General features: G+C 60.4%; 10 protein-coding genes. 4 read left to right on the top strand and 6 right to left on the bottom strand.

Annotated elements, in window-relative coordinates:
- Positions 1 to 174: 174 nt before the first annotated feature.
- The 4 genes from ACK9YZ_RS05125 to ppx all read left to right on the top strand — a co-directional run bounded on the left by ACK9YZ_RS05125 (position 175) and on the right by ppx (position 5,806).
- Complete coding sequence (locus ACK9YZ_RS05125; RefSeq protein ID WP_216757610.1) at positions 175 to 1,299, top strand: AI-2E family transporter; 1,125 nt, start codon at positions 175 to 177, stop codon at positions 1,297 to 1,299.
- Positions 1,292 to 2,005 (top strand): DnaA regulatory inactivator HdaA, encoded by a 714-nt coding sequence (hdaA, locus tag ACK9YZ_RS05130; protein ID WP_216757611.1) that lies wholly within the window; start codon positions 1,292 to 1,294, stop codon positions 2,003 to 2,005. The genes ACK9YZ_RS05125 and hdaA overlap by 8 nt, the downstream gene beginning before the upstream one ends.
- Before the next feature lie 65 nt (positions 2,006 to 2,070).
- Complete coding sequence (locus tag ACK9YZ_RS05135; protein WP_216757612.1) at positions 2,071 to 4,275, top strand: RNA degradosome polyphosphate kinase; 2,205 nt, start codon at positions 2,071 to 2,073, stop codon at positions 4,273 to 4,275.
- A 10-nt stretch (positions 4,276 to 4,285) separates the two neighbouring features.
- A complete protein-coding gene (ppx, locus tag ACK9YZ_RS05140) occupies positions 4,286 to 5,806 on the top strand; it encodes an exopolyphosphatase (RefSeq protein ID WP_416065884.1) in 1,521 nt (506 codons plus the stop codon).
- Positions 5,807 to 5,911: 105 nt separating this feature from the next.
- On the opposite strand, the gene ACK9YZ_RS05145 is transcribed toward ppx, so the two are convergent.
- The 6 genes from ACK9YZ_RS05145 to ACK9YZ_RS05170 all read right to left on the bottom strand — a co-directional run bounded on the left by ACK9YZ_RS05145 (position 5,912) and on the right by ACK9YZ_RS05170 (position 11,655).
- The gene (locus ACK9YZ_RS05145; RefSeq protein WP_416065885.1) at positions 5,912 to 7,270 is read right to left on the bottom strand and encodes an esterase-like activity of phytase family protein; all 1,359 of its coding nucleotides are present in this window, start codon (positions 7,268 to 7,270) and stop codon (positions 5,912 to 5,914) included.
- Positions 7,271 to 7,379: 109 nt separating this feature from the next.
- The gene (locus tag ACK9YZ_RS05150) at positions 7,380 to 8,441 is read right to left on the bottom strand and encodes an adenylate/guanylate cyclase domain-containing protein (protein WP_416065886.1); all 1,062 of its coding nucleotides are present in this window, start codon (positions 8,439 to 8,441) and stop codon (positions 7,380 to 7,382) included.
- Positions 8,442 to 8,616: 175 nt separating this feature from the next.
- Positions 8,617 to 9,768: a ribonuclease D gene (rnd, locus tag ACK9YZ_RS05155; protein ID WP_216757616.1), complete on the bottom strand. Its 1,152-nt coding sequence runs from the start codon at positions 9,766 to 9,768 to the stop codon at positions 8,617 to 8,619.
- Positions 9,769 to 9,863: 95 nt separating this feature from the next.
- Complete coding sequence (locus ACK9YZ_RS05160; protein WP_281411234.1) at positions 9,864 to 9,989, bottom strand: hypothetical protein; 126 nt, start codon at positions 9,987 to 9,989, stop codon at positions 9,864 to 9,866.
- Entirely contained in the window at positions 9,986 to 10,210 is a 225-nt protein-coding gene (locus ACK9YZ_RS05165) for a hypothetical protein (RefSeq protein ID WP_416065887.1), read from the bottom strand. The genes ACK9YZ_RS05160 and ACK9YZ_RS05165 overlap by 4 nt, the downstream gene beginning before the upstream one ends.
- 53 nt (positions 10,211 to 10,263) lie before the next feature.
- On the bottom strand, positions 10,264 to 11,655 hold the full coding sequence (locus ACK9YZ_RS05170; protein ID WP_416065888.1) for a multicopper oxidase family protein: 1,392 nt from the start codon (positions 11,653 to 11,655) through the stop codon (positions 10,264 to 10,266).
- Positions 11,656 to 11,673 lie beyond the last annotated feature (18 nt).

The following is an 11,673-nucleotide window of genomic DNA, read 5'->3' on the forward strand; positions in this document are numbered from 1 at the left end:
ACATGCCGGTCGCAATTGCATGAGAGTGCGCTTTATGCAAGCGTTGCAAGGGAAAAGCCCCCATTTTCCAGCTAATCCCTGTGCGCTTTCCGGATTTGGTGCAACGGGGTTGACCATCTTTGCGCCTCCATCCTATGTGCTGGATGGGCAAGACGTGCGGTCAGCGGGGAAGCGATGCCACAACAGGTCAGCGGAACGATACTGAAGCGCCAGGTCATCTTCTGGGTGGCGGTTCTGCTCATCTTCATCGCCTTCCTCTATATTTTCAGCTCGATCCTGCTGCCTTTCATCGCCGGCATGTCGATCGCCTATTTTCTCGATCCCATAGCAGACAGGCTGGAGCGCCTCGGCTTGAGCCGGCTTATGGCGACCATCGTCATCCTGGTGGCCTTCGTCATCGTCTTTGCGCTGGCGCTGGTGATCCTGATTCCCGTTCTCATCAACCAGTTCAACGATTTCGCCCAGCGCGTGCCGGGTTATATCAGCCAGTTGCAGGAATTCATCGCCCATTACCAGGATTCCGTACTGCCGGGCTGGATCAAGAGCCAGCTCGGCACCATCAAGAACAATTTCTCGACTATCCTGTCGGAGGGCATGGGCTTCCTCACCGGGCTCTTCTCGCAGATCTGGAATTCCGGCAAGGCGATCGTTGACGTCATCTCGCTGCTCATCGTCACGCCGGTCGTCGCCTTCTATATCCTGCTCGATTGGGACCGCATGGTTGCCAAGGTCGATGAATGGGTTCCGCGTAATTATGTGAAAGACGTCCGTCAGATCGCCAGCGAAATGGATCAGGCGATTGCCGGCTTCATCCGCGGGCAGGGTTCGCTCTGCCTCATCCTCGGCATCTATTATGCGGCAGGCCTCTCGATCGTCGGCCTGAACTTCGGGCTGCTCATCGGCCTCTTCTCCGGCATGATCAGCTTCATTCCCTATGTGGGCTCGCTGGTTGGGCTCGTGCTTGCGGTTGGCGTGGCGATCGTCCAGTTCTGGCCTGATTATATCTGGATTATCGCAGTTCTCGCGGTCTTCTTCTCTGGCCAGTTCCTTGAAGGCAATATCCTGCAGCCGAAGCTCGTAGGCTCCAGCGTCGGCCTGCACCCTGTCTGGCTGATGTTTGCGCTCTTTGCCTTCGGTGCGCTCTTCGGTTTCGTCGGCCTGCTGGTCGCTGTACCGGCGGCAGCGGCCGTCGGCGTCCTTGTCCGCTTTGCGCTTTCGCGCTACCTTCAAAGTGATCTCTACTATGGCAGGTCGCCGGGCGGCCGGGCCGGGAAGATGAAATCTGTTTCCGATGAATGACGTGACGAACGCTGATCCGAAGCGCAAGGCCGGAGAACAGCTTCCTTTGGCCTTTTCGCATGACGCCGCGACCGGGCGCGATGACCTGCTTGTCTCGGAGCGTCTCGCCGCTGCCGTTTCGATCGTCGATGCCTGGCCGAACTGGCCGTCACCGGTCGTGATCCTTGCCGGGCCTGTCGGGTCGGGCAAATCGCATCTCGCCGGCATCTGGAAGCAATTGAGTGGAGCGGAGGCCATTCATCCCGCTGATGGTTCCGATGCCGCGATCGCGGCTGCAAACGGCCCCGTCCTTTTCGAGGACGTCGACCGCGCGGGTTTCGATGACGCCACGCTCTTCCACGTCATCAACAGCGTGCGGGAAAACGGCACCAGCCTCCTGATGACGAGCCGCCTCTGGCCCATGTCCTGGCCGGTCACGCTGCCCGATCTGCGTTCGCGCCTGAAGGCTGCGACTGTCGTCGAGATCGGCGAGCCCGATGAGGAATTGCTGTCGCAGGTCATCGTCAAGCTCTTTGCCGACCGACAGCTTTATATAGATGACAAACTCGTCCTTTATATCGTCAATCGCATGGAGCGGTCACTCAACGCCGCCCAGACGATTGTCGAAAGGCTCGATCGGCTGGCGCTTTCCAGAGGCACGGGGATTACCCGCACTCTAGCTGCCGAAGTATTGAATGAATTGGGCAATTCCGGCTCGGGCGATTGACTGTCACAGTTCCGTCGTGAAACTGATATATTCGCCAAAGCGATTGAAAGCGGGGTGAGTGGATCATGGACAGCGCATACCAGGAACATCAGGAACTCGCCCCGGAAAACGGCGCAGACCTGCCGCCGCTGGACCAGCTTCTCTCCAGTCCCGAGCGCTTCATCAACCGCGAATTCTCCTGGCTGCAGTTTAACCGCCGTGTCCTCGAAGAGACGCTGAATACCGAGCATCCACTGCTGGAGCGCGTGCGTTTCCTGTCGATCTCGGCTGCCAACCTCGACGAATTCTTCATGGTGCGCGTTGCCGGCCTCGAAGGCCAGGTGCGTCAGAGCATCGTGGTCAAGAGCCCGGATGGCCGCACGCCCGCCGAGCAGTTGGACTCGATCCTCAGCGAGATCGATCATCTGCAGATGGAACAGCAGGCCTCGCTTGCCGTCCTGCAGCAATATCTCGCCAAGGAAGACATCCTGATCGTGCGCCCCGGCGCGCTGAGCGATTCCGACCGTCAGTGGCTGGCAAACGAGTTCGAGCAGTCGATCTTCCCGGTGCTGACGCCGCTGTCCATCGATCCTGCCCATCCGTTCCCATTCATTCCGAACCTCGGCTTCTCGATCGGCCTGCAGCTTGTCAGCCGCAATGGCCGCGAGCCGATGACGGCGCTGCTGCGCCTGCCGCCGGCGCTCGACCGTTTCATACGCCTGCCTGATGACCGCAACACGATCCGCTACATCACGCTCGAAGATGTCGCCAACATCTTCATCCACCGGCTTTATCCGGGTTACGAGGTACAGGGCTCGGGTACGTTCCGCGTCATCAGAGACAGCGATATCGAAGTCGAGGAAGAGGCTGAAGATCTCGTCCGCTTCTTCGAGACCGCGCTGAAGCGCCGCCGCCGCGGCAAGGTCATCCGTATCGAGACGGATTCCGAGATGCCGGCTTCGCTGCGCCAGTTCGTGGTCCACGCCCTCAGCATTCCGGATAACCGCGTTGCGGTTCTGCCCGGCCTGCTGGCGCTCAACACACTCTCGGAAATCACCAAGGCGCCGCGCGACGATTTGCGCTTTCCGCCTTACAATGCGCGATTTCCAGAACGTGTCCGTGAACACGCCGGTGATTGCTTTGCCGCTATCCGCGAAAAGGACATGGTGGTCCATCATCCCTACGAGTCTTTCGACGTGGTGGTCCAGTTTCTTCTCCAGGCTGCGCGCGATCCTGACGTTCTGGCGATAAAGCAGACGCTCTACCGTACCTCCAACGACAGCCCGATCGTGCGCGCTCTGGTCGACGCCGCCGAAGCCGGCAAGTCGGTGACGGCGCTGGTCGAGCTCAAGGCCCGCTTCGACGAAGAAGCCAATATCCGCTGGGCGCGCGACCTGGAGCGCGCCGGCGTGCAGGTCGTCTTCGGTTTCATCGAGCTCAAGACCCACGCCAAGATGTCGCTGGTCGTGCGCCGCGAAGAGGGCAAGCTGCGCACCTACTGCCATCTCGGCACCGGCAACTATCATCCGATCACCGCGAAGATCTATACCGACCTGTCCTTCTTCACGTGCAATCCTGTGATCGCCCACGACATGGCCAACATCTTCAACTTCATCACCGGTTACGGTGAGCCGGAAGAAGGGATGAAGCTTGCCGTTTCGCCCTACACGCTGCGCCCGCGCATCCTTCGCCACATCAACGAAGAGATCGAGCACGCCCGCAACGGTCGTCCGGCAGCGATCTGGATGAAGATGAACTCGCTGGTCGACCCCGACATCATCGACGCGCTTTATACGGCGAGCCGCGCCGGCGTCGAGATCGATCTCGTCGTGCGCGGCATCTGCTGCCTGCGTCCGCAAGTGCCAGGCCTCTCCGACAAGATCCGCGTCAAATCGATCGTCGGCCGCTTCCTCGAGCACAGCCGCATCTTCTGCTTCGGCAATGGATATGGCCTGCCGTCCGACAAGGCCCTCGTCTATATCGGCTCGGCTGACATGATGCCGAGAAATCTCGATCGCCGTGTCGAAACGCTCGTTCCGCTGACGAATCCGACCGTCCACGAGCAGGTTTTGTCACAGATTATGCTCGGCAACGTGATTGACAATCAACAAAGCTACGAGATATTGCCCGACGGTACGTCACGGCGCATGGAAGTGCGCAAGGGCGAAGAACCGTTCAATGCGCAGCAATATTTCATGACCAATCCCAGCCTGTCCGGCCGCGGTGAAGCTCTGAAATCGAGTGCGCCGAAGCTGATCGCCGGTCTGCTTGAAGGCCGAAACAACAAGTAAACTGGACCTAATGGTTGAATCTGAAGCCCAGGGGCGACTTCCGGGTATCGCCCCGGTCTCCGTTGTCGATATCGGATCGAACTCCATCCGTCTGGTCGTCTACGAAGGTCTGTCGCGTTCTCCCACCATCCTCTTCAACGAAAAGGTCCTCTGTGGCCTCGGCAAGGGCATAGCTCTCACCGGCAAGATGGATGAAGAAAGCGTTGCACGGGCGCTTCAGGCCCTTCATCGCTTCAAGGCCCTCTCGGATCAGGCGCGCGCCGTCACCATGTATGTGCTGGCGACGGCTGCGGCGCGCGAGGCGAGCAACGGCCCCGATTTCATCCATCAGGCAGAGACGATCCTGCAGCGGCACGTCCGTATACTCTCGGGTGAGGAAGAGGCGCGCTTTGCGTCGCTCGGCATCATCAGCGGCTTTTACAATCCTGACGGCATAGCCGGCGATCTCGGTGGCGGCTCTCTGGAGCTCATCGATATCAGGGGCAAGGATGTAAGCGGCGGCATTACCCTGCCGCTCGGCGGTCTGCGTCTGTCCGAATATGCCGGCGGATCACTCGCCAAGGCGCGAGCCTTTGCCCGCAAGCAGGTCAAGACCGCCAGGCTTCTCTCCAAGGGGGAAGGGCGCACCTTCTATGCTGTCGGCGGTACGTGGCGAAACATCGCCAAGCTACACATGGAGATCACCCGCTATCCGCTGCACATGATGCAGGGCTACGAGGTTTCCCTCGAAGGCATGACGCAGTTCCTCGATCAGGTCGTCACTGCCAAGGATTCCAAGGAGCCGGCACTTCAGGCGGTTTCCAAGCATCGCCGTTCGCTGCTGCCCTTCGGCGCCATTGCCATGAAGGAAGTGCTGAACGCCATGAGGCCTTCAGTGATATCCTTCTCCGCGCAGGGTGTGCGCGAGGGTTACCTCTACTCGCTGCTGTCAGAATCCGAGCGCCGGTCGGACCCGCTGCTTGCTGCTGCAGGCGAGCTAGCCATCCTGCGTGCCCGTTCACCGGAACATGCCCGCGAGCTTGCCGATTGGACCGGCCGCATGATGCCCTTCTTTGGCGTGCAGGAAACCGCTGAGGAAAGCCGCTATCGTCAGGCCGCCTGCCTGCTTGCCGATATCAGCTGGCGTGCCCACCCGGATTATCGCGGTGCTCAGGCGCTGAACGTTATCGCCCACTCGTCCTTCGTCGGCATCAGCCATCCCGGCCGCGCCTTCATCGCGCTGACGAACTATTATCGCTTCGAAGGTCTTCACGACGACGGTTCGACGGCGCCGCTCGCCTCAATCGCCGGCCCGCAATTCATCGAACGCGCCAAGCTGCTCGGCGGCATGCTGCGCGTCGTCTACCTCTTCTCGGCCTCCATGCCGGGCATCGTACGCGACCTGACCTTCCGCAAGTCCGCGTCCCCCGATCTCGATCTGGAATTCGTGGTGCCCCACGAATATCGCGATTTCGCTGGCGAACGGCTCGATGGCCGCTTGCAGCAATTGTCGCGGCTGACGAACAAGCGGCTGGCGTTCCGGTTCGAATAGGTCGATCCGACTTAGTGTTGCCTTACGCCGAACTCCAGACCCCGATAGCCAAGCAAAAAGGGCAGCACTTTTGCGCCGCCCTCTCAATTTCACTTCAAACACGAATTACTTCGCGTTCAGGAACTCACCGACCTCGAGGATGCTGAACTCGTCGTTGTCAGCCTTGTCGATGGCGCGGCCGGCCGAGAAGGGCAGGTTGTTGTCGTTGCCGATGATGATGTGCGTGGCGTCGACCCGGTCGACGTTTTCGATCGTCACGAACGGCATGTCGTAGACGCCAGCGATATCGCCGGCCTTCTTCTTGTTGTCCGGATCCTGGATGTTCAGGAGGTCGATGTAGCCGATCTTGCGAACGGCCTTGCCGACATTGGCGTCGTTGAACTCGATCTTGTAGACGCGCTTCAGTTCGGCCGGAGCTTCGAAGCAGTCCGGCTTCGGCTGCTTGGGATCGGCGCAGGCCTTGTCCTTCGTGCCGGCGCCGTTGTCGCGCTCGATGACAAGAGCGGTGCTGTCGTCGAGCATGTTGAAGTCACCGATCGAAGCGCCCTTGTCCTCGAACGGATAGAGCCAGCTGCGGCCCGACCACCTCTTGGAGGCGACGTCGAATTCGATGACGCGGATGGCCGCGTGGCCGTCAACCGATTCCATCTTGCCGTCATCCTGGTAGATGGCGCCTTCGAGCAGGCCGTAGAGCTTGGAGCCGTCCTTCGACATGGCCAGACCCTCGAAGCCGCCGGAGCGTTTCAGGTTGAAGACCGGCATCTTGGCGGCCGGGTTGCCCGGCAGCTGGATCAGCGGATTGTCGGGGGACAGGACCGGCTTGCCGTCGAGCGTGGTGGGGATGACGTCCGTAAGGCGGCCTTCGGTGTTGATCTTCAGGAGATACGGGCCGAACTCGTCGCCGAGCCAGAAGCCGTCGGCAACCGGCTGAACGGATTCGATGTCGAAATCGGCGCCGGTGAGGTAGCGTGTATCGGAGGCTTCGGTGACGATCGGGAATGGAGCGATCTTGTTCGGGTCGGACAGGAAGACGTTCTTGACGACGTCAACCTTGTTGGCGTTCCAGTCGAACTTCAGCTGATGCAGGAACAGCATGGAATCGGACGAGGTGAACTTCGAACCGAAGCCGTTGTCCGAGAGTGTCCAGAAGGTGCCGTCGGGCATGGTCTTGATGCCGGAGAAGCCCTGGATCGGCTGGCCGTCGAGCGGCAGCTTGACGTCGGTGACCCGGGCGCCGTCCTTGCCGGCAATCGTGCCGAGCTTTTCGGTGCGCTTGCGGTCCGGCGTCGTGAACTTGCCGGAGGTCTTCAGGAATTCCGGTGCATCGGCCGGGGCCGGGGTCAGCGTATTGGCAGGCAGGATCGCCTGGCCGGCGAGCTTCGCCGGGAAAAGCTGCTGGTCGGCGGAGGCGGAGCCTGCGACGAGCATGAAAAATGATGCGGAAGCAAAAAGAACGTTCTTCATGATGTCCCCATAGAACGGATTGCAGAGGCGCCATCCGCTTAGCAGGGCATTCATATCGGCACATTGACGGTTGGGTGAAGCTTTGGTGAAGTGTCGACGAAGCGCCGGCTCAACCGCGTCGCAGGTTTGCCGGCTGGTTGAGAACGGTCACGGCGCGCGAAGAAAGGGCGACGACATCAAGCCCCTGGCCGCGCCCGCGCACCGCGTGATTGCCGAGGTTTTCGCCGACGATATCCTCGGGAAGCGTCATACGTTGGGCAAGCTCCGCGGAAATCAGCACCGGCCGGTTCAGCGTCCGGCAAAGCGACTCCAGCCGCGCCGTGGTGTTCACGGTATCGCCGAAGAAGCTGATCTTGTGATGATCGACGCCGACTTCGGCCGTAATGACACTGCCGCCATGAAGAGCGGCCCTGAGCTTCGGCACATGACCATAGCTCTTCTTCCAGCTTGCGGCATTAGCTTCGATATCGGCGAGGATATCGAAAAGGCATCGCACGCAACGAGCATTCTTGGTGCCGCGCGCCAGTGGCCAGGTGATGATCGCCGCATCGCCAACATAGTCGTTGATCATGCCCTTGTGGCGCCGCACCGGCTCTGCGAAGGCCGCAAACAGCGAACTCAGAAGCTGTTGCGCGCGCAGGTCCCCATGCTTTTCGGCAAAGGCGGTGGACTCGGCGAGATCGATGAACAGGAAGACGCGCTCTTCTTTCGCCGGATTGCGGTAGCGGCTGACCAGCATGCTGATGAAGACTTCGCGCCCCAGCAATTCGCGCACCCTGAGCAGGAAGATCAGCGTGGCGCAGACGGCAAGCGCATAGAGAAAGATATCGAACGGCATGATCAGCACGTCGATCATCTTCGGTGGCTTCAGAGCGCCCAGCAGAGTGAGAAGGAAACCGGCAGCCGCAAAGCCGATGCTCATCAGGATTTCATAGATGACGAGCTCGGTGATGATGAAGAGCAGTGTCGGTAATCTTTGGATGCGCCGGTAGAGGCCGCGCAAGAATACCCTACGTTCGAAGGCGAGGATTGGCATGCCGATGAAGAGCGCGAAGATCGCTCCGATGATGGGCGTCTGGCCGCTATAGTAGTACAGATCGTAGACCACGCCGCTGAGTGCTAGGACGAGCGCGATCAGGATCCAGTTCTGCGTCGGGGATATCTCTCTCATGCCGCCCTTTCGCCGAAGCACGTCATTCGGCTATTGTTTCCCGCGCAGTGCTATGGTCAAGACATTTCGAATTTAAGGCAGGTCGCGAAAAACTGTGCAGTTGTTTTGCGACAACGACATGCGTAACAACGATTTGAAGTGTGGCCGGCGAACCTGAAGGCGTGCAACTGCTTTGTTAAGCCGGCAGCGCGACGGTCTCGACCTTGCGGCCGGCGAAGCGCAGGGCGATCTCGCCGCGGATGAGCTGCAGCGCCGGCTCACCGAAAAGATCGCGCCGCCAGCCATGCATCGCGCCCACATCGGCCGTTTCGCCCTCAGCCGCGATTCTGTCGAGGTCGTCACTGTTGGCAATCACCTTGGGCGCCACGCCATGCTTTTCGGAGATCAGCTTGAGCAGTACTTTGAGAAGCTCGACAGCCGCTGCAGCACCTTCCGGCGGCTGTGCCTGGCGCGGTACATGCGGCATTTCGGACCGTGGCAGCGCGAGCGCGGTGTTGACTGCTTCGAGCACCGCCGCTCCGGTAGCCGAACGCTCCCAGCCCTTCGGAATTGTCCGCAGGCGGCCCAATGCCTCGGCATCCTTCGGCTGCTGCTGGGCGATCTCGTAGATCGCGTCATCCTTCAGCACGCGCGAGCGCGGCACGTTGCGGGAGCGGGCCTCGCGCTCCCGCCAGGCGGCAACATATTTCAGGATCGCCAGTTCCTGCGGCTTGCGCAGGCGCAGCTTCAGCCGCTGCCAGGCATCGTCAGGATGGATGTCGTAGGTCTCGCGCGATTCCAGAATGTCCATTTCCTCGCGCAGCCAGGAAGCGCGGCCTTCGCGCTCCAGTTCCGCCTTGAGGTAGAGATAGGCGTCGCGCAAATGGGTGACGTCGGCCAGCGCATATTCGAGCTGCTTGTCGGAGAGCGGCCGGCGGCTCCAGTCCGTGAAGCGCGAAGACTTGTCGATATGGACGTTCTTCGTGCGGCTGATGAGCTGGTCGTAGGAGACGCTGTCGCCAAAGCCGCAGACCATGGCGGCGACCTGCGTATCGAAGATCGGGTGAGGGATCAGGTTGCCGCGATTGAAGATTATTTCAATATCCTGCCGCGCTGCATGAAACACCTTCAGCACGTCAGGATTGGCCATCAGTTCGAAGAAGGGTGAAAGATCGATATCCTTCGCCAGCGGATCGACCAGCACTTCCACCGTCGGGCTCGCCATCTGGATCAGGCATAGTTCCGGCCAGAAGGTCGTCTCACGCAGGAATTCAGTATCGATGGTAATGAAATCGGACTTGGCCAGCTCTTTGCAGGCGGCCGCCAGATCGGCGGTGGTTTCGATCATATCAGTTCATTCGCAAGGAAGAGGTCGATTAAACCTTCCTTCCCCTTTCGAAGAGATATGTCAATACGGTGAGCGGGCTTCACCTTCGCGAAGTCTTATTCGCCGGGATGCAGGCGATGTTTTCTGCGGTTGCTGCGTTCATTCGCGAGCACGGCAACCCATCCGCCGATGGCGACCATCGCCGGCAGGATGATAAAGGCGAAGATTTCAATGCCGCTCATTGGGGCAGACCTTTAAGTGCGCGTCTTCCTGCTAAATGTAATGCAACCGCAGCGGAAAGCCAACAGAAGGCACCGATCACGAACGTGAAGGTTGCGGCAATGGTTCCGGTTGCGGAGTAAAGCGCTGCGGCGATCGGGGCGAAAACCCCGACCGTCAGACAGGACGTTGAGGCCCTGTCGATCGCATTGGCCAGATATTTGGTACGCTCGATCTCACGCACTGTCGCCTGCCTCCAGATGAATCGCCTGGACGATAGCCGAAAGCGTCATCATATCAAACCACGCGAACGTAGCTCGTCATGCCGGTCTTCTGATGCTCGATGATATGGCAATGCAGCACCCAGTCGCCGGGATTGTCGGCGACAAAAGCGAGTTGCACCTTCTCATCCGGTTGCACGAGGTAGGTGTCGGAGACCAGCGGCATGACTTGGCGCGTCGAGGACGAGATGACAGTGAAGCTCATGCCATGCAGATGGATCGGGTGCGTATGCGGCGTGACATTTTCCAGATTGAAGATGTAGCTCTTGCCGAGTTTCAGCTCGGCGAGCGGCGCGGTCGGATCGGACGTGTCGCCCGGCCACGGGACCTTGTTGATGGCCCAGAAGCTGTAGCCGAGCGTGCCGCAAATGCTGTCGACGGCCGCGTTCTCCGCGGTCGCCGACAGCACGAGCGGGATTGCTTCCGCAGACGAGAGATCGGCCTTCGGCACCGGGTTTTCCGCTAGCGTGCCGAGATCGCCGATATCGCGTTTCAGCGACTGGCCGATGGCGCGCAGGCTCGCGATCACCTTCGGCGTCGTACCACGGATATCTTCCAGCGTTGCGAGGGCACCCTCGCTGTCGGGCATGCGAACGGCAAGATCGAGCCGCTGCCCTGGACCGACCTGCAGGAGGTCGAGCGGGAAGCGCTTCGGCACCGGATTGCCGTCGATGGCAATGACCGTTGCATCGGCGCCTTCCATTTTAAGCTGGAAGATGCGGGTCACATCGGTGACCGCGATGCGCAGGCGGATCAGCCCGCCCGCAGGTGCGCCATATGCCGGCTCCTGATGCCAGTTCGCGGTGCGCACCGTGCCATACGTGCCGGCCTTGGCCGCATCGCGCGGACGGAACGGCGCGATGAACTGTCCGTCGCCGCCGAGCCGCCAGTCGCGCAGGTTGAGTACGACCTCCGCATCGAAGATAGGATCCGATGGATCTTCCACGACAAGCACGCCCGTCATCCCATGGCCCATCTGGGTCAGCGTGTTGCAGTGCGGGTGATACCAGAAGGTGCCGGCATCCGGTGGCGTGAAGAGATAATCGAAGCTGTCACCGGTATAGACATAGGGCTGCGTCAGGAAGGGCACGCCGTCCATCTTGTTGTCGATGCGCAGCCCGTGCCAATGGATCGTCGTCGGCTCGTCGAGACTGTTGCTCAGCCGCGCCGCATAAGTTTTTCCCCGCGGCATCCTGAGCACCGGCGGCAGGCCTTCGTCTCCCCATGTCATGATATCCTTGGTTGCCGCTGCATCGACAATCTGTGCTTCCGTCCTGCGTGCCGTCAGCACACGCGGCTCGGGTGCGGCTTCCGCCAGCCCGAACCGTCCCGCAATGGCCATGCCAGCACCATAGGCGCCGGCCACAGCGGAAGCCTTGATGAGGTTGCGGCGTGTGAGCAGGGGCATCGGAAACTCCGTCTTTGA

It is taken from the genome of Rhizobium sp. ZK1 (genome assembly GCF_047782645.1).
Classification (GTDB): domain Bacteria; phylum Pseudomonadota; class Alphaproteobacteria; order Rhizobiales; family Rhizobiaceae; genus Rhizobium.